We start from the raw sequence: 20,788 nt of genomic DNA, 5'->3' as shown, positions 1-20,788 counted from the left end.
AGTCTCTCCCTCCCCCGAGGTCAAGGCTCACCCGCGGTTTCGCGGTGCTCTCCGCGCTCGCGCTGGGCTCCGCGCTGGCCATGACGCTCAGCGCGCCGACCGCCTCGGCCGCCACCGCCCGGGTCGACAACCCCTATGCGGGCGCGACGGCCTACGTGAACCCCGAGTGGTCCGCGAACGCCGCCGCCGAGCCCGGCGGCAGCGCGGTCGCCAACACGCCGACCGCCGTGTGGCTGGACAGCATCTCGACCATCCAGGGCGCCGGCGGCAAGATGGGTCTGAAGGCCCACCTCGACAAGGCCGTGTCCCAGGGCGCCAACCTGATCACCCTGGTCATCTACGACCTGCCGGGCCGTGACTGCTCCGCGCTCGCCTCCAACGGCGAGCTGGGCCCGACCGACATCGGCCGGTACGAGACCGACTACATCGACCCGATCGCCAAGATCCTCGCCGACCCGGCCTACGCCAATCTGCGGATCGTCAACATCGTCGAGCCCGACTCGCTGCCGAACCTGGTGACCAACGCGGGCGGCACCGCCGGCTCGACGTCGCAGTGCGAGACGATGAAGTCGAACGGCAACTACGAGACCGGCGTCGGCTACGCGCTGAACCACCTGGGCGCGATACCCAACGTGTACAACTACATCGACGCAGGCCACCACGGCTGGCTGGGCTGGGACACCAACCTCGGCCCGTCCGCCGACGAGTTCTACAAGGCCGCCAACACCGCCGGTGCCACGGTCGACGACGTGCAGGGCTTCATCGTCAACACGGCCAACTACTCGGCGACCGTGGAGCCCAACTTCAAGGTGACCGACTCCGTCAACGGTACGACGGTGCGCCAGTCGAAGTGGGTGGACTGGAACCAGTACGTCGACGAGCAGTCCTACGCCCAGGGGCTGCGCACCACGCTGGTGTCGAAGGGCTTCAACTCCGGCATCGGCATGCTGATCGACACCTCCCGCAACGGCTGGGGCGGCTCCGCCCGGCCGACCGGCCCCGGCCCGACGACCTCCGTGGACGACTACGTCAACGGAGGTCGGATCGACCGCCGTATCCACGCGGGCAACTGGTGCAACCAGAGCGGTGCCGGTCTCGGCGAGCGGCCGACCGCGGCCCCGGCCTCCGGGATCGACGCCTATGTGTGGGTCAAGCCCCCGGGTGAGTCGGACGGCGCCAGCCAGCCCGTCGACAACAGCGAGGGCAAGGGCTTCGACCAGATGTGCGACCCGACCTACACGGGCAACGCGCGCAACGGCAACAACCCGACCGGTGCCATGCCGAACGCCCCGCTGGCCGGTCACTGGTTCTCCGCCCAGTTCCAGCAGCTGCTCAAGAACGCCTACCCGCCCGTCTCCGGCGGTGGTGGCGGCGGTACGGACACGACCGCGCCCACCGCGCCGACGGGTCTCGCGGTGTCCGCGACGACCAGTTCGAGCGTGTCGCTGAAGTGGACCGCCTCGACGGACAACGTGGGGGTGACCGGGTACGACGTGTACCGGGGCTCGACCAAGGTCGGCAGCACCACGTCCACCTCGTACACGGACAGCGGCCTGTCCGCGTCGACGGCGTACTCGTACACGGTGAAGGCGAAGGACGCGGCGGGCAATGTGTCGGCGGCGTCGGGTGCGGTGACGGCGACCACGGCCGCGTCCGGTGGTGGTGGCAGCCCGGGCACCGGCGCGGTCAAGGTGCAGTACAAGAACAACGACAGCTCGCCGACCGACAACCAGATCAAGCCGGGTCTGCGGGTGGTGAACACGGGGAGTTCCGCGGTGGATCTGTCGAAGGTGACGATCCGCTACTACTTCACCGGTGACGGCGGTTCCTCCACCTTCACCGCGTCGTGCGACTACGCGGCCGTCGGCTGCTCCAACGTCACGCAGAAGGTGGTCGCCCTGTCGTCGCCGAAGTCCGGCGCGGACCACTACCTGGAGATCAGCTTCGCCTCCGGCGCGGGCTCGCTCGCGGCTGGTGCGAACACGGGGGACATCCAGAGCCGGATCAACAAGGGCGACTGGTCCAACTTCAGCGAGAGCGACGACTACAGCTACGCGACCAACACCGCGTACGCCGATGTCTCCAAGGTGACCGTGTACGTGGGCGGCACCCTCGCGGGTGGCGTCGAGCCGTAAGCCGAGGCTCTTCCCGCAGCAGCCCGGCCGCCCCGCCCCGCCCGCCCCGCTCCGGGCAGCGGCCGGGTCTCCGGAGCATGGCGCCCGTCAGGGGTGGCGCCATGCTCCGGATCCCCTCCCCGTTCCCCCCATTTCCCCCCAGGAGAAGCCATGTCCGCCCCCGGTTTTTCCCGCAGACGCTTCGCCGCCGCGGTCGGTGGAGCCCTGTTCGCGGCGGCCGTGACGCCCACGCTCGCCAGCGCGGCACCCACGGCCAAGAAGCCCGCGACGTCCCCCGCGGCGACCGCTGACGACCCGTACACCACGGCCTTCCTGACCCAGTACAACAAGATCAAGGATTCGGCGAACGGCTACTTCAGCGACGAGGGCATCCCCTACCACTGCGTGGAGACGCTGATCGTCGAGGCCCCCGACCACGGCCACCAGACCACCTCGGAGGCCTTCAGCTACTGGTTCTGGCTGGAGGCCACCTACGGCCGGGTGACCGGCAACTGGACGCCGTTCAACAACGCGTGGGCCACGGCCGAGAAGTACATCATCCCCACCCACACCGACCAGCCGAGCAACAGCTCCTACAACGCGAGCAGCCCGGCGACCTACATCCCCGAGTGGCCCGAGGTCAACAAGTACCCCTCCGCGCTGGACAGTTCGGTCTCCTCCGGGCAGGACCCGATCGCGAGCGAGCTGAACTCGGCCTACGGCACCCCGGACATCTACGGGATGCACTGGCTGATGGACGTGGACAACATCTACGGCTACGGCAACACGCCCGGCACCGGTGCCGAGAACGGGCCCACCGCGTCCGGGCCGTCGTACATCAACAGCTACCAGCGCGGCGCCCAGGAGTCGGTGTGGGAGACGATCCCGCAGCCGACGACCGACCTGTTCAAGTACGGCGGTCCCAACGGCTACCTCGACCTGTTCGTCAAGGACAGCAGCTACTCGCAGCAGTGGAAGTACACCAACGCCCCCGACGCCGACGCCCGCGCGGTGCAGGCGGCGTACTGGGCGTACCGGTGGGCCTCCGCCCAGGGCAACGCCTCCGCGGTCTCCGCCTCGGTGGCGAAGGCCGCCAAGATGGGCGACTACCTGCGCTACTCCCTGTTCGACAAGTACTTCAAGAAGATCGGCAACTGCACCGACCCGAAGAGCTGCGCCGCCGGCACCGGCCGGGACTCCGAGCACTACCTGCTGGCCTGGTACTACGCCTGGGGCGGCGCGGAGAACGGTGGTGGCTGGGCCTGGCGGATCGGGGACGGCACCGCACAGCAGGGCTACCAGAACCCGCTGGCCGCCTGGGCGCTGGCCAACGTGCCCAGCCTCACCCCGAAGTCGCCGACCGCGAAGAGCGACTGGACCACGAGCCTCCAGCGGCAGCTGGAGTTCTACCAGTGGCTGCAGTCCGCCGAGGGCGCCATCGCGGGCGGCGCGACCAACAGCTGGGACGGACAGTACGGCACCCCGCCGGCCGGCACCCCGACGTTCTACGGCATGGCCTACGACTGGGAGCCCGTCTACCACGACCCGCCGAGCAACAACTGGTTCGGCTTCCAGTGCTGGTCGATGGAGCGGGTCGCCGAGTACTACTACGTGACCGGGAACGCCTCCGCCAAGACGATCCTGGACAAGTGGGTGACCTGGGCCTCGTCCAAGACCACCGTCTCGGCCACCGCCTTCCGGATCCCGAGCACGCTGAACTGGACCGGACAGCCCAACACGTGGAACCCGAGCAGCCCGGCCGCCAACACCGGCCTGCACGTGTCGGTCGTGGACTACAGCAGCGACACCGGGGTGGCCGCCGCCTACATCAAGACGCTCATCTACTACGCCGCCAAGTCCGGCGACACCGCCTCCGCCGCCCTCGCCAAGAAGCTGCTGGACGCCTTGACGAGCCTCGCCGACCCGAAGGGCATCACCACCCCGGAGACCCGCACCGACTACAGCCGGTTCGCCGACCCGGTGTACGTGCCGTCCGGCTGGACGGGCAAGATGCCCAACGGCGATGTGATCAACTCCAGTTCGACCTTCATCTCCATCCGCTCCTGGTACAAGCAGGACCCGGACTGGCCCAAGGTCCAGGCGTATCTGAACGGCGGCTCCGCGCCCACCTTCAGCTACCACCGCTTCTGGGCGCAGGCCGACATCGCCATGGCCTACGCTGTCTACGCCGAGCTGATCGTCGGCGCCGGCTCCGGCGGCGGCACCGGTGACACCACACCGCCGACCGTGCCGACGAACCTCGCGGTGTCGGCGACCACGGACACCAGCGTCTCGCTGACCTGGACCGCGTCGACCGACGACGTGGGCGTGGCCGGGTACGACGTCTACCGGGGCGGCACCCTGGCGGGCAGCGCGGCCACCACCTCCTTCACCGACTCGGGCCTCAAGGCGTCGACGGCGTACAGCTACACGGTCAAGGCGAGGGACGCGGCCGGCAATGTCTCGGCGGCCTCCGGCGCGGTCACCGCCACCACCAAGGCCGGCTCCGGCGGCGGCACCACCGGCGCGGTCAAGGTGCAGTACAAGAACAACGACAGCGCGGCGACGGACAACGCGATCAAGCCCGGCCTGCGTGTGGTCAACACCGGGAGCGCCGCACTGGCCCTGTCGACGGTCACCCTGCGGTACTGGTTCACCGGCGACGGCGGTGCGAGCACCTACGGCACCTGGTGCGACTACGCGGCGGTCGGCGCCTCGAACATCACGCAGAAGGTGGTCGCCGTGTCCTCGCCGAAGTCGGGCGCCGACCACTATCTGGAGGTCGGGTTCACCGCCGGCGCGGGCTCGCTCGCGGCGGGCGCGAACTCCGGTGACATCCAGTGCCGGCTCAGCAAGGGCGACTGGTCGAACTTCAGCGAGAGCGACGACTACAGCTACGGCACCAACACGGCCTACACCGACGCCAGCAAGGTGACCGCGTACGTAGGCGGCACCCTCGCCTGGGGCACCGAGCCCTGATCCGCCGAGGAACGAAGGAGACCTCACACATGCTGTCATCGTGGAGACGGCTGCGCATGGCCGCGTGGGCGGCCACCGTGGCCGCCCTGCTGCTCGGTGCGCTCATGGTCGTCACCCAGCCGGCGTCCGCCAGTACGACGACGGACTGCACCCAGTACGGGACCACCTCTCTCCAAGGCGGGGAGTACACCTATCAGCAGAACGAATGGAACTCGTCGGACACGCAGTGCGTGAGCGTCGACAACAGCTCGGGCGCGTGGTCCGTCACCCAGGCGAACTTCAACACGGCCACCAACGGCGCCCCGGCCACCTACCCCTCGGTCTACAAGGGCTGCCACTGGGGTGCCTGCACCACGGGCAGCGGACTGCCCATCCAGGTGAGCCAGTTGGGCAGCGCGACCTCCTCCTGGTCGACCACGCAGCCGGCGTCGGGCGCCTATGACGTCGCCTACGACCTCTGGTTCAACTCGACGCCGACCACGGACGACCAGCCCGACGGCACGGAGGTGATGATCTGGCTCAACCACAAGGGGGGCGTCCAGCCGTTCGGCAGCCAGACCGCCACCGCGAACGTCGCCGGGCACGGCTGGGACGTGTGGACCGGGCAGCAGACCTCCTGGAAGATCATCTCCTATGTCCTCCAGGGCGGCGGCACCTCGTTCAGCAACCTCGACGTCAAGGCCCTGATCGACGACGCGGTCTCGCGCGGCTCCATCAACTCCGCGCACTACCTGATCGACGCCGAGGCCGGCTTCGAGATCTGGCAGGGTGGCCAGGGCCTGGCCAGCAACAGCTTCTCCTTCAACGCGACCAAGGGCTCCGGTGGCGGTGGCGGTACGACGGATACGACCGCGCCCACCGTGCCGACGGGTCTTGCGGTGTCGGGGACGACGGCTTCGAGTGTGTCGCTGAAGTGGTCGGCGTCGACGGACAACGTGGGGGTGACCGGGTACGACGTGTACCGGGGGTCCACGAAGGTGGGCAGCACCACGTCCACCTCGTACACGGACAGCGGCCTGTCCGCGTCCACGGCGTACTCGTACACGGTGAAGGCGAAGGACGCGGCGGGCAATGTGTCGGCGGCGTCGGGTGCGGTGACGGCGACCACGGCCGCGTCCGGTGGTGGCGGTGGCAGCCCGGGCACCGGCGCGGTCAAGGTGCAGTACAAGAACAACGACAGCTCGCCGACCGACAACCAGATCAAGCCGGGTCTGCGGGTGGTGAACACGGGGAGTTCCGCGGTGGATCTGTCGAAGGTGACGATCCGCTACTACTTCACCGGTGACGGCGGTTCCTCCACCTTCACCGCGTCGTGCGACTACGCGGCCGTCGGCTGCTCGAACCTCACGCAGAAGGTGGTCGCCCTGTCGTCGCCGAAGTCCGGCGCGGACCACTACGTGGAGATCGGGTTCGCCTCCGGCGCGGGCTCGCTCGCGGCTGGTGCGAACACGGGGGACATCCAGAGCCGGATCAACAAGGGCGACTGGTCCAACTTCAGCGAGAGCGACGACTACAGCTACGCGACGAACACCGCCTATGCCGACGCGTCGAAGGTGACCGTGTACGTCGGCGGCACCCTCGCGGGCGGCACCGAACCCAACTGACAAGGAGACAGTGGTGAGATCTCTTCTGCACCCCTTGCGCGGCGGGGGGCTCGCGGTCGCGCTGGCCACGCTGGTGACCGCCGGATGCGGTCTGCTCGCCGCCGGGACCGCCCCGGCCGTCGCCCAGGGCGGCACGCTGGGGCAGCTGGCCCAGGCGAGCGGCCGGTACTTCGGCTCCGCCACCGACAACTCGGAGCTCGACGACTCGGCCTACACCGCGGTCCTGGGCAGCGAGTTCGGCTCGATCACGCCCGGAAACTCGATGAAGTGGGACACCACGGAGCCCTCGCAGGGCCAGTTCAACTTCAGCGGCGGCGACGCGATCGTCCAGTTCGCGCAGGCCCACAACCAGCAGGTGCGCGGTCACAACCTGGTCTGGCACAGCCAGTTGCCGAGCTGGGTGAGCAACCTGCCTGCCGGACAGGTCCAGGCCGCCATGGAGAACCACATCACCAAGGAGGCCGCCCACTACAAGGGCGAGGTCTACTCCTGGGACGTGGTCAACGAGCCGTTCAACGACGACGGCACCTACCGGACCGACGCCTTCTACAACGCGATGGGCAAGGACTACATCGCGGACGCGCTGCGCACCGCGCACGCCGCCGACCCCGGCGCCAAGCTGTACATCAACGACTACAACATCGACGGCACCGGCGCCAAGGCCGACGCCATGTACCAGCTGGCCAGTGACCTGAAGAAGGCGGGCGTGCCGCTGGACGGCATCGGCTTCCAAGGACACCTGGCGATCCAGTACTCGTTCCCCTCGAACATGCAGCAGAACCTCCAGCGCTTCGCCGACCTCGGGCTCGACGTCGCGTTCACGGAGCTGGACGTGCGCATGGAGATGCCCTCGGACAGCACCAAGCTGGCGACCCAGGCCGACTACTACCGTCAGGTCACCAGCGCCTGTCTCGCGGTCACCCGCTGCGTCGGGATCACGGTGTGGGACTTCGACGACAAGTACTCCTGGGTGCCGAGCACCTTCTCGGGACAGGGTGCCGCCGACCTCTATGACGAGAACCTCCGGACCAAACCGGCGTACACGGCGGTTCAGACCGCCCTCGGCGGTGGGGGTGGCGGCGGTACGGACACGACCGCGCCCACCGCGCCGACGGGTCTCGCGGTGTCCGCGACGACCAGTTCGAGCGTGTCGCTGAAGTGGACCGCCTCGACGGACAACGTGGGGGTGACCGGGTACGACGTGTACCGGGGGTCCACGAAGGTGGGCAGCACCACGTCGACGTCGTATACGGACAGCGGCCTGTCCGCTTCCACGGCGTACTCGTACACCGTGAAGGCGAAGGACGCGGCGGGCAATGTGTCGGCGGCGTCCAGCGCGGTGACGGCGACGACCTCCGCGTCCGGTGGCGGCGGTGGCACCCCGGGCATCGGCGCGGTCAAGGTGCAGTACAAGAACAACGACAGCGCGCCGACGGACAACGCCATCAAGCCGGGGCTGCGCCTCGTCAACACCGGGAGTTCCGCGGTGGATCTGTCGAAGGTGACGATCCGCTACTACTTCACCGGTGACGGCGGCGCTTCCACCTTCGGCGCGTGGTGCGACTACGCGGCCGTCGGCTGTGCGAACGTGACACAGAAGGTCGTCGCCCTGTCCTCGCCGAAGTCCGGCGCGGACCACTACCTGGAGATCGGGTTCACCTCCGGCGCGGGCTCCCTCGCGGCTGGCGCGAACACCGGTGACATCCAGAGCCGGGTGAGCAAGACGGACTGGTCCAACTTCAGTGAGAGCGACGACTACAGCTACGCGACCAACACCGCGTACGCCGATGCGACGAAGGTGACCGCGTACGTCGGCGGCACCCTCGCCGGCGGCGTCGAACCGTAAGCCGGGAACACCCGAAGGCTTCGCCCAGTACGCCGATGCCCGCACCGGGCGGTGGCGTACTGGGCGAACGTCGTACCAGGGCGGCCCGTTGGGTCATGAATCCTGTGGTCACAGGCCGCGCAGGCGCGCGAGCGTGGCGTCCAGGTCGGCAGTGGCGGGCCGGTTGTGGGGCAGCTTGGCGAGCAGGGCGGCCATGCCGCAGGTGTTGCTCACGGCGGAGAAGACCAGGCCGCCCGCCACACCGGCGGACAGCAGCCGGAAGGCCGGGTGGACGACCTCGCCCAGGGCCAGACCGAGCAGGACGAGGGAGCCCGCGGTGAGCCGGACCTGCCGGTCCATGCTCCAGACCGCCTTGACGTCACAGGCCACCGGGCGGTCCAGCTCCTGCCCCTGCGCGGCCCAGGCACCGGTGCCGCCCGCGAGGGTCGCCGTGTGGACGCCCTGCTCGGCGAGCTTCCGGCAGGCGTTCTCGGAACGGGCGCCCGAGGCGCACACCACGAGGACCTCGCCGCGCTCGGCGGCGCCGCGGATCTCGGGCAGCGCGCGGTCGAGCTGGTCCAGCGGGATGTTCAGGGCGCCGGGTATGTGACCGCCGGCGTACTCGCCCGGGGTGCGGACATCGATCACGGTGAGCTCGTGCAGACGCTCCTTGGCCTGGTGGGGAGCGAGGGTGGTGAGGGTCGTCATGGCAGGTGTCGTCCTTGTGTTGTCGAGGGCGTCCCGGAGCGGGGAGTGACCCATGGGGGTGGGGAGGGTGCGGGGACGCCCGGCGTTCCCCACTGTGCCAGCGCTCTGTGACGGCGATGTCACACGAGTACGTCGGCGAACATGAAGACCGCGACGGCGAGCAGCACCCAGGCGAAGACACGTTGCAGCGTCCCGCCCCGGACCTTCCTGGCCAGGCGCTTGCCGTCCCAGGCGCCGAGCATGGCGGCCGCGGTGAACGGCGCGACGACCGCCCAGTCCAGGTGCGTCCCGGTGCCGGCGCGGGCGCCGAGCGCGGCCAGCGAGTTGATCGTGATGACCAGCAGGCTGGTGCCGACCGCCCGGCGCATGGGCAGCCGGAGCACACCCACCAGCGCCGGTACGGCGAGGAAGCCGCCGCCCACGCCCAGGAACCCGGTCACGGCACCGAGACCGGCCCCCACCGCACCGGCCTTGCCCGGATCGATCCGGGCGCCGGAGTCGGGGGCGGTACGGGCGGGGCGCAGCATGCGCAGCGCGGCGAGTGCCGCGATGACCGAGAAGGCGATGGTCAGCAGGGGCTGGGGCAGATGGCCTGCGGCGGCTCCGGCGGCCATCGCGGGCACGATGCCGGCCGCGGCGAACAGCAGCCCGGTGCGCCAGGCGACATTTCCGTCCCGGGCGTGCCCGGTCAGCGCGGTGACCGAGGTGAGGGTGACGATGACCAGACTGGCCGTCGTCGCCTCGGCCGTGGTGAAACCGAGGAGGTAGATCAGGGCGGGTACGGCGAGGACACTGCCGCCCCCGCCGAGACCGCCCAGGGCCAGGCCGATGACGGCGCCGGCGACGAGCGCGAGTATCAGGGCGGTCATGCTATGGAACCGCTGTTCCCGCGCACGTCGACGACCGGGTGTCCGGCGACGGCCCAGGCCCGCGTGCCGCCCTCGACGTCCACCGCCCGCGCACCGCGTCCGGTCAGCAGCGCGGCCCCCGTCACCAGGCCGGACAGCAGCGCGTGCCCGGCGTCCCACTCGTGCCGCTCGCGCACATCCAGCAGCACGGCCGGGGCGTCGGTGCACCGGGTGTGCCGTACGGCCTCGGCGACGCTGACGCGGTCCTCGTCACGGGGGAGGGGGGACATCACTCAACCTCTCGGAAAACGGATGGAACGAAACGGGCGGAAGGAAGTGGAGGGAGCGAAACGGGTGGCGTGGAACGGGTAGGGGCGTCGGTCACCCGGTGACCACGGTCAGTCCGGCGGTCGCGGCGGCGTCGAAACCGTCGTCCACGGCCACCACCTCCCGGCCGGACGCGTGCAGCAGGGAGGCGGCGATGCCGGCCCGCATGCCACCGGCGCAGTGCACCCAGACGGTGCCCGCCGGTACCTCACCGAGCCGCCTGGGCAGCTGGTGGATCGGGATGTGGATGGAGTTCTCGATGTGCCCGGCGGCGCGCTCGGAGTCGCGGCGCACGTCCAGGACGACGACGCCGTCCGTGCCGCGCTCGGCCAGTCCGGCGAAGGTGGAGCGGGGGAAGGAGACGAGGTCCTCGCCCTCGGGCACCCACTCCTTCGGCGAGCCGGTGGCCGCGGCGGCCGGCCGGTCGATACCGACCCGGACCAATTCGCGCTGGGCCGCGGCCAGTTGCTCGGGGGATTCGGCGAGCAGGGTGACCGGCTTGCCCCACGGGATCAGCCACGCCAGATACGTGACGATCTTGCCCTCGGCCTCGAAGTTGAAGGATCCGGCGACATGGCCCTCGGCGAACGCGACCCGGTTGCGCAGGTCCACGACCCACTCGCCGGCCGCGAGCCGGGCCGCGATCTCACGGGCGTCGGCGACGGCCGGCGCGGTGAGGTCCAGCGGCTCGGGGCCCGCCGCGTTGGCCGGTCCCATGTGGGTGTAGTAGGCGGGGATGTCGTCGAGCTCGCCGAGCAGCCGGGCGACGAAGGAGTCGACGTCCGTGGTGAGCGCGGCGTTGGCCGACTTCTCCTTGCCGATGGTGGTGGTGTCGCCCTCGGCCTGCGCGGAGGAGCAGAAGCTGCCGAAGCCGTGCGTGGGCAGTACGGATGTCTCGTCCGGCAGCTCGGCGGCCAGCCGGTGGGCGGAGGCGTGCTGGGCGCGGGCGAGGTGCTCGGTCAGCCGGGGCTCGACCAGATCGGGCCGGCCCACCGTGCCGATCAGCAGGGAACCACCGGTGAACGCGGCCACCGGGCGGCCCTGCTCAAGCAGGACGTAGGAGGTGTGGTGCGGGGTGTGCCCGGGGGTGGCGACCGCCCGCAGTTCGAGCGCGTCGTCCACGGTGACGGTGTCGCCGTCGGCCACCGGCACCCGCGCGAACGACACCCGCGCGCCGGCCGGTACCAGATAGGCGGCGCCCGTCACCCGGGCCAGTTCCAGGCCGCCGGTGACGTAGTCGTTGTGGATGTGGGTCTCCACCACATGCGTGATCCGTACGCCGCGTCGCACCGCCGCCGCCAGCACCTGGTCGAAGTCGCGCGGCGGGTCCACCGCCACGGCGGCCCCCCGGCCACCGGCGAGGTAGCTGCGGTTTCCGAGGCCTTGGAGCTCGATGGTGTCGATGAAGAACACGGGATCGTTCCCTTCGATGATTACCCCCCGGGGTATATATGGACCATAGCACGAGTACCCCGGGGGGTATTCCGTACCCGTGCGGGTACGCCGTGGACCGGGCCGGTTCTCGCTGGTGGGGGCCCGGTCGGGGCCGTCAGAGGCGACCGGTGAGCATGCCGCGCCAGTAGAGCTGCGGCAGCAGGTACCGCTTGAAGACCCACATGTCGCGCCGTTCCTTGAAGGTGTCGATCAGCGGGAAGCTGGGCCGGGGCGTCAGGTCGTAGTCGAACTCGGCGAGCAGCATCCGGTCGCGGGCGGTCACCAGCGGACAGGAGGTGTAGCCGTCGTAACGGTGCGACGGCGTCCGGCCGTTCATCACGTCGAGCAGGTTGGCGGCCACCACCGGGGCCTGCTTGCGCACCGCAGCGCCGGTCTTCGAGGTCGGCAGGCTGGCCACGTCGCCGAGCGCGAACACCTCCGGATACCGCGGGTTTCGCAGCGTGTGCTGGTCGGCGGCGACGAAGCCGAGCGGGGCGGCGGGATCGGCGAGCGGGCTCCGCTTGACCCAGTCGGGAGCGCTCTGCGGGGGCACGGCGTGCAGCAGGTCGTATCCGATGGTCTCCGCGCGGCCGGTCGCATGGTCGGTGACGGTGATCTCGCGGCGGTCGCCGTCCACGGCGGTCATCTCCGAGCGCAGCCGCACCTCGATGCCGTACCGCTCGGCGACCTGTTCCAGGACGCGGCCCCACTCGGGCACCTTGAACAGGGTGGCGTCCGGGATCACGAGGATGATCCGGATGCGGTCCAGGACCTTGCGCCTGCGCCAGTGGTCGGCGGCCAGGTAGGCGATCTTCTGCGGCGCCCCGCCGCACTTGAGCGGCGTGGCAGGGTGGGTGAAGACGGCCGTGCCGGAGCGCAGGTTTTTGATCAGCTCCCAGGTGCGCGGGGCGTACTCGGGCGCGTAGTTGCTGGCCACCCGGTCGTGTCCCACCGCCTCGGCGAGACCCGGCACGGCGTCCCAGTCCAGTTGCAGCCCGGGGGCCATCACCAGGTGCTCATAGGCGAGTTCGGCGCCGCCGGAGAGGGTGATCGTCCGCGCGTCGGGGTCGACGGCGAGGGCGTGCCGGCGTATCCAGCGCACCCCGTCCGGAATGACGGACGCCTCGGCGCGGCGGGTGCCGCGCAGGGCCGCCTGACCGCCGCCGACCAGGGTCCACAGGGGCTGGTACCAGTGGCTGTCGGACGGCTCGACGAGCGTGATGTCGGTGACGCCCGCGCGGCGCAGCCGGGCGGCGACGCTGATTCCCGCGCTGCCGCCGCCGACGATGGCGACACGGTGCCGGCCGGTGATCGTCTCGGTGTCGGGTATCGGGCTCGCGGCCATGGTGGGAGTCCTTCCTGTACCGGTGCGCGGGCCCTGCCGCGCACCCCAATTGGTTGTCTCCTCAAATACCCCGGGGGGTTTCCGTGACCGAAGCTATGACGGTCCCGCCGAGACGGTCAAATACCCCAGCGGGTATTTGCCTCTGGGGTAAATCCGGGGCTGTGCGAGCCTGCCGTGGACCCATGCGAGGGGACGCGGCAGCGCGTCGCGCGGCGCGAACGCCCGGTGCCGGTACGGGCGTCGTACCGTCCGAGGCGTGCGTGTGCGGGGCGAGCGCCTGGGGCCACCGACGAGCGCCCGCCCTGCCTGGGTGGGGCTCCTCGTCGCCGCGCTCGTCTGCGCCGTCCTCGCCGCCGCGCTCGGCGGCTGCCCGCGCATGCGGGCCCTGGCCGGCTCCGCCGTCGACGCACCGCACCGGCCGTTCGCCACGGCCGCGCCCCGGGCTGTGGCCGGCCCCTGGGCCGTGGCCGGGCTCCGGGCCGTGGCTGGGCCCCGCGTTGAGGCCGGTCCTCGGATCGCGGACGTGCCCCAGGTCGCGGATGTGCCGCAGATCGAGGCCGTGTCCCGGATCGAGGCCGCGTCCGGGAGCGTGGCTGCGCCCCTGGCCGTGGCCGTGGGGACGCTGAAGGCGGCGGGCCCCCGGTGCCACGGCGGTGGCGCGACCACCGAGGTGACCCCTGAGCCCGCCCCCGCCCCGCGCGCCCACGCGTGGGTCTCGAACGGCACGCACCGAGGGGCGCGCGCGAGCGCCCCGCCGCCGGCCCCGGAGCCGCCGTCGCCCCGACGGGTGCCCGACGGCCGTCCGGAACCGCTGCTCAGGGTCTAGGGAGTCCCCGGCCGCGGGCGCCCGTGCGGGGTGCCCGCTCGGCCGCCGTGCGTCCCCGAAACCTCCTGCGGCACACCAAGGAACTCCTCATGCCTGCTCGCTCCGCACGCGTCGGCCGACTGTCCGGTGGCATCCACCGGCGTTTGGCCCCGGCCGTCCTCCTCTGCTATCTGCTCGCCCTGCTCGTCCCCGGGCCCGGGGACCGGCTGCGCGGCACCGCGCTCGGCCTCCTCGGGCTCCGCCTCGACGCGTCGGCCCCCGCGCTCTTCCTCATCCTGTTCGCCGCCGCCTTCCAGGTGCCGCCGGGCTGCGCCCTGGCCGCCGTCCGGCAGCCGAAGGCCGTGCTTGCGGGCCTTACCGCGCATCTGCTCACCGCCTTCGTCCTGGCGCCGGCCACCGCCCTGGTCATGTACGGCGCCGGGCTGCGGGGGCCGGCCGGCGCCCTGTCCAGCGCCGTGGCGTTGATCGCGGCGGCGCCCGTGGCCGCCGCCGCGACGGTCTGGATCGGCCGGGACGGCGAGGTCACCGCCCTGCTGGCCGTCGTCCTGCTCTCCGCGCTGCTCAGCCCGCTGACCATGCCCACGACACTGGGCCTGCTGGGGCATGTCCTGCCGTCGCCGGGTCACACCCGGGCGCTCGTCGACGGCGCGGCCGGGCAGGCGCGGGCGCTGCTCACCGGGGCCGTCGCCCTGCCCTGCGCGCTCGGCCTGCTCGCCCGGCGATGCGTCCCCGCCGCCGTCTCCGGGCGCCTGCTTCCCTGGGCGCCGCTGGTGGCGATCGCGGCGATGCTCGCGCTGACGTACGTCAACGCCACCGCCGCGGTTCCGGTGCTGCGCCGGGAGCCCTGGACGGTCGCGGCACTCTGCGCCGCCGTGGGGTGGGGGGTGTGCCGACTGGCCTTCCTCGTGGGTTCGCTCACCGCCCGCTCGCTGCGGCTGCCGCCCGGCGCCGGTGCCACGGTCACCCTGGCGTGCGGCATGAGCAATGTCAGCGTGAGCACGGTCGTCGTCGTACAGGCGCTGCCGGGGCAGTCGCACGCGCTGCTCGTCGCCCTGGTGTACGGGCTGGCGCAGAAGGTCTCGGCCCGGCACGCCGTGGCGAAGGGGGCCGCCGTGCCGTCGTACCGGACGGTCAGCGAGGGGCGTGCCGTTCGGTGATCCAGCGCGGGCCGCGAGCAGACCGGAGAACGCCGTGAGGCTGTCGCGCCAGAAGCGGTAGGTGCCGAAGGCGTCGGGCCGCCAGGCGGGGTGGGCATGGCCGGACGCGGAGGAGGCGGGCGGTCTGACGGGGGTGCTCCAGGTCGAGGGTGCCGGCGAGTGCCGTGGCACCAGGGGCTGCGTGACCGGTGCTCAGCGGCGGGTGAAGGGCCACCAGAAGCGCTTGGGCGCGGGCGGGCACCCGCAGCGCTGGGCGCGCGGCACGCCCGCGAGTACCTGCTCCACATGGTTCCCGCAGCCCGCGTATGTGGCTTTGCCGCAGGTCGGACAGGTGATGCGGCGGCACATGGACGACTCCTTGTGTTCGGCGTGTTCGGCGTGTTCGGCGTCTTCGATGTCGTTGTTCTGCGATCTGGTGGCTCAGGCGGCCGATCCCCAGGCGGCGTAGCCGCCGAACAGGTCGTAGACCTCGCGCTCCCCGCAGTTGCGCATGTCCAGCACCAACGGGGGCCGGACGGAGGCGAGTTCCGCGCGCAGGGTCTCGACGGTCGGCCGCGTAGCCCCGGACCCGGTCGAAGCCGATGCGGGCGAGCCGGGTGACGGTCTCCTCGGCCCGGCCCTCGGGGGCGACGAGAAGGATGTCGTCCCCGGGGGTGTGGTCGCGCGCGTCGAGCACCATCGCACCGGCGCCGCGCAGACCCTCGAAGCCGGCCGTGGCCGGCGCGTGCGCGCCGGCCACGGCCCGGAACAGCTCCCTGTTGCGGCGGTTGAGGCCGGCGCCGTACGAGAAGTAGCCGCAGGCGGAGCCGGCGCCGTGGGCGGGGAAGACACGGACCTCGTCGGGCAGGGCCAGCGGCTTGCGGTGGACGCTGGCGTAGAGCATCGCGCGCGCCCAGCTCCCCGGCGGACGGGGTACTCGGTCACGGCGCGCCGCCCGTAGCCGATCCAGGCGCCGGGCGAGGAAGTGGGTGTTGATCACCGCCTCGACGGTGAACCCGTGTGCCTCGGCGTCCGCGACGTACTCGTCCACGTCCCGGCGGGGGTCGATCACGACCGCCCTGGGCGGTGCGGACGATGCCCGCGATCCCTGGCGGACGCGCGGGGGACTCTGGCATCATCCCCACGCACCACCTGCACAGCCACCCCATAAGTTGCCCGGCCTTTCGCAGGAGGCTCCCCCATGAAGGTCCGCTCGACCCTGACCGCGCTCGCGCTGGTCGTCGCTCCCGGTGTCGCCGTCATCGGCACCGCGACGGACGCCTTCGCGGTCACCAAGATCAGCAATGCCACCGCGACCCAGATGTTCCGCGACGCGGGTATCACCTGGTCCTCGTCCGGTGGCTGCTCCGACCGCAACAACTCGACCTGTACGTCCTTCGACCAGCTCAACCTGACCACCGCCCAGGGCGCCGTGACCCTCAAGCACGCCAGCGGCTGCGCCCTGAACATCACCGGCGGCACCGAGACCGGACACGCCTCCGGCACGTACTCCCACTGGAACGGCTACAAGCTCGACTACGGCAAGAACACCTGCATCACCAACTACATCAAGAACAACTTCACCTACTCCGGCCTGCGCGGCGACGGTTACCCGATGTGGACCGCGGCCTCCGGCAACGTCTACGCCGACGAGGGCACCCACTGGGACGCCCTGTACTACAGCTGCGGCGGCTGCTGACCCCGTGCCGGCCGGTATCCGGGCGACCGCCGTCGTCCGGGTCCGCCCGCACTCCCGACCCGCAGTCGGTCAAGGCCCGTTGGTGCCGCCCTCCGCCTCGGCCATGAGGTCCAGGACCGACTCGACGACGGCTCCGGGAGCCGGACCCGCGTCCACGGCGCCGCCCCGTTCGTCGGCCTCCAGCGGTTCCAGCGTCGCCTCCTGCGACTCCAGCAGCGCACGCGGCATGAAGTGGCCGGAACGCTCGCTCATCCGCCGCCCCACCTCCTCGTGCCGGGCCGTCAGATGCACGAAGAACGCGTCCGGACAGGCCGCCCGCAGGACGTCCCGGTAGCGGCGGCGCAGCGCCGAGCAGGGCACCACCCCGCCGGTCGCCGCACGGTCGCGCTCGCGCAGCCAGCGGCCGATCGCCTCCAGCCAGGCCCCCCGGTCGGCGTCCGTGAGCGGCACGCCCGCCGACATCTTGGCGACGCTCTCGGGGGAGTGGAAGTCGTCCGCCTCCGCGAACGGCACGCCCAGCCGCCGCGCGAGCAGCCGGGCCACCGTGGTCTTGCCGACCCCGGACACCCCGATCACGACGACGCACGGCGGACGCCGGCCAGGGTCACGGACCATCGGGCCGCCCATGCTCCTCACGACCGCCCGTCGTCGGCCGCCGTACCGAGGACCGCCTCCTCGTGCAACAGCGCCTCCCTGGTCACCGGTCCGGGCCCGTACGCGTGCCGGGGTGCCGGTCCGTCCGAGCCCGCCGGGTACTCCTCCAGGGGGACGAGGTCCCGCTCCCACGCCGTGAGCACCGGGGTGAGCACCCGCCAGGCCTCCTCCGCCTCGTCGCCGCGGATCGACAGCGCGGGATCGCCCCGCAGTACGTCCAGCAACAGCCGCCCGTAGGCGGGCAGTTCGGCGGGCTCCAGCTCGGCGGTCAGCTCCAGCTCGGTGAGATGCCCGGCCCGTGCGCCGGTGCCCATCAGATCCAGGGTCAGGCCCTCCGGTTCGAGACCGAAGCGCAGCACGTTGGGCTCCACCTCCCCGGTGTGCCCGAACGGCAGATGCGGCACCTGCCGGAACCGCACCGCGACCTCCTTGCGGTCCGCCCGCAGCCCCTTGCCGCTGCGCAGCCGGAACGTCGTACCCGCCCAGCGCCAGTTGTCCAGCTCCAGCTCCACCTCGGCGAAGGTCTCGGTGCCGCGCCCGGGGTCCACGCCCTCCTCGTCGGTGTACGACGGCACATCGCGGTCCTCGATCCGGCCCGCGGTGTAGCGGGCGCGCCGGGTGCGGTGCACCACGTCGTACTCGGTCAGCAGCCGCACCGAGCGCAGCACATCGACCTTGCGGTCCCGCAGGTCCCGTTCGCCGAGGGTGACCGGCGGTTCCATGGCGACGAGGCAGAGCACCTGGAGCAGATGGTTCTGCACCATGTCCTTCAGGGCGCCGACCCGGTCGTAGTATCCGGCCCGGCCCTCCAGCGCGAGGCTCTCGTCCCAGACGATCTCCACCTCGGCGATATGGGTGCTGTTCCACAGGGGTTCCAGCACCCGGTTGGCGAGCCTGCTGCCCAGCACGTTCTGCACCGTGGTCATGGCCAGGAAGTGGTCCACCCTGAACACCGCCTGCTCCGGCACCAGTTCGGCCAGCCGCGCGTTCAACTCGCGCGCGCTGTCCAGGTCTTCGCCGAACGGCTTCTCCAGGACGATCCTGCTCCCGGCCGGCAGGCCCGCCGAGCGCAGCGCGGAGACCACCCGTGGGAAGAGCGAGGGCGGCAGCGCCAGATACAGCGCCACCGGCTCGTCGCCGTCGATGAGCGCCCGGACGTCATCCTGGTCGGTGACGTCGGCCCGTCGGTAGTGCGCCGACGCCACGACCGCCCGCCGGGCCTCGGCCGGGAGGTCACCGCCCTGCCGGTCGAGCCAGTCGGTGATCCACTCCCGGAACCCCTCCGTGGTCAGTTCCTCGCGGCTCGCCCCGGTCAGCCGGAACCCCTCGTCGAGGTGCCCCGCGGCGTGCAGGGCGGCGAGGGCCGGCATGAGGAAGCGCCCGCTGAGATCCCCCGTCGCACCCAGGACGACCAGACGCCCGATCATCGCCGGCTCGCCGCCCTCGCCCGCTGGAGGTTCACACCGCTCGCGATGATGCCGATATGGCTGAACGCCTGGGGGAAGTTGCCCATGAACTCTCCTGTGGTGGGGTGGATCTGCTCCGACAGCAGCCCGACCGTGCTGGCCCGCCCGCACAGCGACGCGTACAGCTCCCCGGCCTCCTCCAGGCGGCCCTGCCCGACCAGGTTGTCGACCAGCCAGAAGCTGCACAGCACGAACGCGCCCTCGTCACCGGCCAGTCCGTCCGGGGCCTCGTCGTGCAGATAGCGGTACAGCAGCCCGTCCCCGGCCGACAGCCGCTGTGCGACGGCCTCCGCCGTGGCCACCATCCGTGGATGACCGGCCGGTACGACCTCGCGCGCCGGCAGCGCCAGCAGGCTCGCGTCGAGGACGCCGCCGCCGGACAGATGGGCGCTGAGGGTGCCCGACTTCTCGTCCCAGGACTCCTCCAGGATGGTGCGGCGCACCTTCTCGGCCGCCGCCCGCCACTGGTCGATCCGGCCGGGCAGGCCGTGCCGCTCCCCGATGCGCACCGCCCGGTCCAGGGCCACCTGGCACATCCCGGCCGAGTACGTGAACGCCCGTCCCTCGCTGCGCACTTCCCAGATCCCCTGGTCGGGTTGGCGCCAGGCGCGCTCGGCCGCGTCGGCGAGTCCGGCAAGTCCCGCCCACAGCGCCGGCTGGATCTCCCCGCCCGACAGCAGCCACTGGTCGGCGCAGTCGAGGATCTCGCCGTAGACGTCGTGCTGGCGCTGGTCGGTCGCGCCGTTGCCCCAGCGCACCGGGGCGGAACCGCGGTAGCCCGCCAGTTCGCCGTCCTCCACCTCGTCCGGCACCGTGGCGCCCTGGAGGGTGTACATGATGCGCGGCTGACGGCTGTGCTCGAAGGCGTCGAGGACCCAGCCGAGGAAGGAGTCCGCCTCGCCGTCGAAGCCGATGCGGCGCAGCGCGAACACGGCGTACGCCGCGTCCCGGATCCAGGCGTAGCGGTAGTCCCAGTTCCGGATGCCGCCGATCGGCGCGGGCAGTGAGGAGGTGGGCGCGGCCACCAGGGAGCCGCTGGCCCAGTCGTCGCACATCTTCAGTGTGAGCGCGGCCCGTCTGACCAGGGCCGCCTGCGGGCCCGCGTAGTCGCAGTGCCGCATCCAGCGGTGCCAGGCGTCGGCGGTGCCCTTGAGCATGGCGTCGGTGTCGAAGCGGTGGTGCCGGTGGAAGCGCCCCCAGGACAGCACCAGATCGAGGCGCTCGCCCTGCCGGAGTTCATGGGTGCTGCGCAGACCGGTCAGGGGTCGGTTGGCGCGCAGATGCAGGCGCAGGCCCGGCTGCCGGTGGGGCCGTACCTCAAGACCGCTGAACAGCGCCTGCGCCTGTCCGCCGCCGCGTGGCTCCAGTTCGGCCCGCAGCCGTACCCGCCCGTCCACGACGACCGCCGAGCGCACGAGTTCCGCCCGCCCGGCCGGCATGTCGTCGGTGAGGTCGGCGCCGGATCTGAGGGCGAGCGCGTCGGTGAGCCGCACCAGGCCGGTGCGCGAGCGCAGTTCGGTGACCAGCACCCCGGTGTCGGGCTGATAGTGCTGCCGGGCCTCCACCAGATCCTCGGGCGCCACCGTGAAGTGGCCGCCGCGCGCGTGGTCGAGCAGCGCGCAGAAGACCGCGTCCGAGTCGAAGCGGGGCAGGCACATCCAGGGGATGGAACCGTCCAGGCCGACCAGCGCAGCCGTGGTGCCGTCGCCGATCAGGCCGAGGTCCTCCAGCGGGAGGTAGCCGTCCCGTCTGCGGACGGCCCGGAAGGGCGGATCGGGATCGTACATGCGGCCTCGCTCCTTGGACCTTCCGTGCGCCGAGCC

The 20,788-nt window shown here is 71.5% G+C and carries 15 protein-coding genes and 2 pseudogenes; 8 read left to right on the top strand and 9 right to left on the bottom strand.

The genetic code is table 11. The features are described from left to right. Positions 1 to 80: 80 nt before the first annotated feature. The 5 genes and pseudogenes from HEP81_RS02665 to HEP81_RS02650 all read left to right on the top strand — a co-directional run bounded on the left by HEP81_RS02665 (position 81) and on the right by HEP81_RS02650 (position 8,543). Positions 81 to 2,135, top strand: coding sequence for a glycoside hydrolase family 6 protein (locus tag HEP81_RS02665; protein WP_190276088.1), 2,055 nt, complete (start codon positions 81 to 83; stop codon positions 2,133 to 2,135). 150 nt (positions 2,136 to 2,285) lie between these two features. Beyond that, entirely contained in the window at positions 2,286 to 5,093 is a 2,808-nt protein-coding gene (locus HEP81_RS02660) for a glycoside hydrolase family 48 protein (protein WP_078967836.1), read from the top strand. 29 nt (positions 5,094 to 5,122) lie between these two features. Beyond that, positions 5,123 to 5,884, top strand: a pseudogene (locus HEP81_RS41190) (GH12 family glycosyl hydrolase domain-containing protein); the annotation flags it as partial. A 30-nt stretch (positions 5,885 to 5,914) separates the two neighbouring features. After that, positions 5,915 to 6,697, top strand: a pseudogene (locus tag HEP81_RS41185) (cellulose binding domain-containing protein); the annotation flags it as partial. A 13-nt stretch (positions 6,698 to 6,710) separates the two neighbouring features. Further along, positions 6,711 to 8,543, top strand: coding sequence for an endo-1,4-beta-xylanase (locus tag HEP81_RS02650; RefSeq protein ID WP_274599478.1), 1,833 nt, complete (start codon positions 6,711 to 6,713; stop codon positions 8,541 to 8,543). A 108-nt stretch (positions 8,544 to 8,651) separates the two neighbouring features. Here HEP81_RS02650 and HEP81_RS02645 read toward each other — a convergent pair whose 3' ends face one another. The 5 genes from HEP81_RS02645 to HEP81_RS02625 all read right to left on the bottom strand — a co-directional run bounded on the left by HEP81_RS02645 (position 8,652) and on the right by HEP81_RS02625 (position 13,184). Further along, positions 8,652 to 9,230 carry a rhodanese-like domain-containing protein gene (locus HEP81_RS02645; RefSeq protein ID WP_037664180.1) on the bottom strand — a complete coding sequence of 193 codons (579 nt, stop codon included), beginning with the start codon at positions 9,228 to 9,230 and terminating at the stop codon, positions 8,652 to 8,654. 119 nt (positions 9,231 to 9,349) lie between these two features. Continuing rightward, complete coding sequence (locus tag HEP81_RS02640) at positions 9,350 to 10,099, bottom strand: sulfite exporter TauE/SafE family protein (RefSeq protein WP_037664177.1); 750 nt, start codon at positions 10,097 to 10,099, stop codon at positions 9,350 to 9,352. Then, positions 10,096 to 10,368, bottom strand: a complete 273-nt coding sequence (locus tag HEP81_RS02635) for a rhodanese-like domain-containing protein (RefSeq protein WP_037664175.1) — start codon at positions 10,366 to 10,368, stop codon at positions 10,096 to 10,098. The genes HEP81_RS02640 and HEP81_RS02635 overlap by 4 nt, the downstream gene beginning before the upstream one ends. A 91-nt stretch (positions 10,369 to 10,459) precedes the next feature. Next, positions 10,460 to 11,818: a rhodanese-like domain-containing protein gene (locus HEP81_RS02630; RefSeq protein ID WP_037664173.1), complete on the bottom strand. Its 1,359-nt coding sequence runs from the start codon at positions 11,816 to 11,818 to the stop codon at positions 10,460 to 10,462. 136 nt (positions 11,819 to 11,954) lie between these two features. Then, on the bottom strand, positions 11,955 to 13,184 hold the full coding sequence (locus HEP81_RS02625) for an NAD(P)/FAD-dependent oxidoreductase (RefSeq protein ID WP_051850755.1): 1,230 nt from the start codon (positions 13,182 to 13,184) through the stop codon (positions 11,955 to 11,957). 256 nt (positions 13,185 to 13,440) lie between these two features. Between HEP81_RS02625 and HEP81_RS02620 the strand changes: the two genes are divergently transcribed. Together HEP81_RS02620 and HEP81_RS02615 are read left to right on the top strand one after the other, a co-directional pair. Beyond that, positions 13,441 to 14,010, top strand: a complete 570-nt coding sequence (locus tag HEP81_RS02620) for a hypothetical protein (protein WP_157854692.1) — start codon at positions 13,441 to 13,443, stop codon at positions 14,008 to 14,010. A gap of 89 nt (positions 14,011 to 14,099) precedes the next feature. Next, positions 14,100 to 15,167 carry a bile acid:sodium symporter family protein gene (locus HEP81_RS02615; RefSeq protein ID WP_051850754.1) on the top strand — a complete coding sequence of 356 codons (1,068 nt, stop codon included), beginning with the start codon at positions 14,100 to 14,102 and terminating at the stop codon, positions 15,165 to 15,167. A 192-nt stretch (positions 15,168 to 15,359) separates the two neighbouring features. Here HEP81_RS02615 and HEP81_RS02610 read toward each other — a convergent pair whose 3' ends face one another. Beyond that, the gene (locus HEP81_RS02610; protein WP_167739898.1) at positions 15,360 to 15,515 is read right to left on the bottom strand and encodes a hypothetical protein; all 156 of its coding nucleotides are present in this window, start codon (positions 15,513 to 15,515) and stop codon (positions 15,360 to 15,362) included. Positions 15,516 to 16,347: 832 nt separating this feature from the next. Here HEP81_RS02610 and HEP81_RS02605 point away from each other — a divergent pair. Continuing rightward, positions 16,348 to 16,845, top strand: coding sequence for a hypothetical protein (locus HEP81_RS02605; RefSeq protein WP_037664165.1), 498 nt, complete (start codon positions 16,348 to 16,350; stop codon positions 16,843 to 16,845). A 69-nt stretch (positions 16,846 to 16,914) separates the two neighbouring features. Here HEP81_RS02605 and HEP81_RS02600 read toward each other — a convergent pair whose 3' ends face one another. The 3 genes from HEP81_RS02600 to HEP81_RS02590 are packed head-to-tail and all read right to left on the bottom strand — an operon-like array spanning position 16,915 to position 20,752. Then, positions 16,915 to 17,460, bottom strand: a complete 546-nt coding sequence (locus HEP81_RS02600; protein WP_078967804.1) for a gluconokinase — start codon at positions 17,458 to 17,460, stop codon at positions 16,915 to 16,917. A 17-nt stretch (positions 17,461 to 17,477) separates the two neighbouring features. Next, positions 17,478 to 18,926 (bottom strand): glucose-6-phosphate dehydrogenase, encoded by a 1,449-nt coding sequence (locus tag HEP81_RS02595; protein ID WP_037664164.1) that lies wholly within the window; start codon positions 18,924 to 18,926, stop codon positions 17,478 to 17,480. Further along, the gene (locus HEP81_RS02590; protein WP_037664163.1) at positions 18,923 to 20,752 is read right to left on the bottom strand and encodes a glycoside hydrolase family 15 protein; all 1,830 of its coding nucleotides are present in this window, start codon (positions 20,750 to 20,752) and stop codon (positions 18,923 to 18,925) included. Before HEP81_RS02590 ends, HEP81_RS02595 begins: the two co-directional genes overlap by 4 nt. Between the last annotated feature and the right edge of the window lie 36 nt (positions 20,753 to 20,788).

The sequence above is a fragment of the Streptomyces griseofuscus genome (assembly GCF_014673495.1).
In the GTDB taxonomy this organism is placed as follows: Bacteria; Actinomycetota; Actinomycetes; order Streptomycetales; family Streptomycetaceae; genus Streptomyces; species Streptomyces murinus.
Note: the sequence above shows the minus strand (reverse complement) of the source record. Positions and strands in the feature narration are given on the sequence as shown.

What these genes read in the sequence shown, in the direction of transcription:
- HEP81_RS02665 (WP_190276088.1), top strand. Translation starts at nt 81, where the DNA reads ATGACGCTCAGCGCGCCGACCGCCTCGGCCGCCACCGCCCGGGTCGAC.
- HEP81_RS02660 (WP_078967836.1), top strand. Translation starts at nt 2,286, where the DNA reads ATGTCCGCCCCCGGTTTTTCCCGCAGACGCTTCGCCGCCGCGGTCGGT.
- HEP81_RS02645 (WP_037664180.1), bottom strand. Translation starts at nt 9,230, where the DNA reads ATGACGACCCTCACCACCCTCGCTCCCCACCAGGCCAAGGAGCGTCTG.
- HEP81_RS02640 (WP_037664177.1), bottom strand. Translation starts at nt 10,099, where the DNA reads ATGACCGCCCTGATACTCGCGCTCGTCGCCGGCGCCGTCATCGGCCTG.
- HEP81_RS02635 (WP_037664175.1), bottom strand. Translation starts at nt 10,368, where the DNA reads ATGTCCCCCCTCCCCCGTGACGAGGACCGCGTCAGCGTCGCCGAGGCC.
- HEP81_RS02625 (WP_051850755.1), bottom strand. Translation starts at nt 13,184, where the DNA reads ATGGCCGCGAGCCCGATACCCGACACCGAGACGATCACCGGCCGGCAC.
- HEP81_RS02615 (WP_051850754.1), top strand. Translation starts at nt 14,100, where the DNA reads ATGCCTGCTCGCTCCGCACGCGTCGGCCGACTGTCCGGTGGCATCCAC.
- HEP81_RS02610 (WP_167739898.1), bottom strand. Translation starts at nt 15,515, where the DNA reads ATGTGCCGCCGCATCACCTGTCCGACCTGCGGCAAAGCCACATACGCG.
- HEP81_RS02605 (WP_037664165.1), top strand. Translation starts at nt 16,348, where the DNA reads ATGAAGGTCCGCTCGACCCTGACCGCGCTCGCGCTGGTCGTCGCTCCC.
- HEP81_RS02600 (WP_078967804.1), bottom strand. Translation starts at nt 17,460, where the DNA reads ATGGTCCGTGACCCTGGCCGGCGTCCGCCGTGCGTCGTCGTGATCGGG.
- HEP81_RS02595 (WP_037664164.1), bottom strand. Translation starts at nt 18,926, where the DNA reads ATGATCGGGCGTCTGGTCGTCCTGGGTGCGACGGGGGATCTCAGCGGG.
- HEP81_RS02590 (WP_037664163.1), bottom strand. Translation starts at nt 20,752, where the DNA reads ATGTACGATCCCGATCCGCCCTTCCGGGCCGTCCGCAGACGGGACGGC.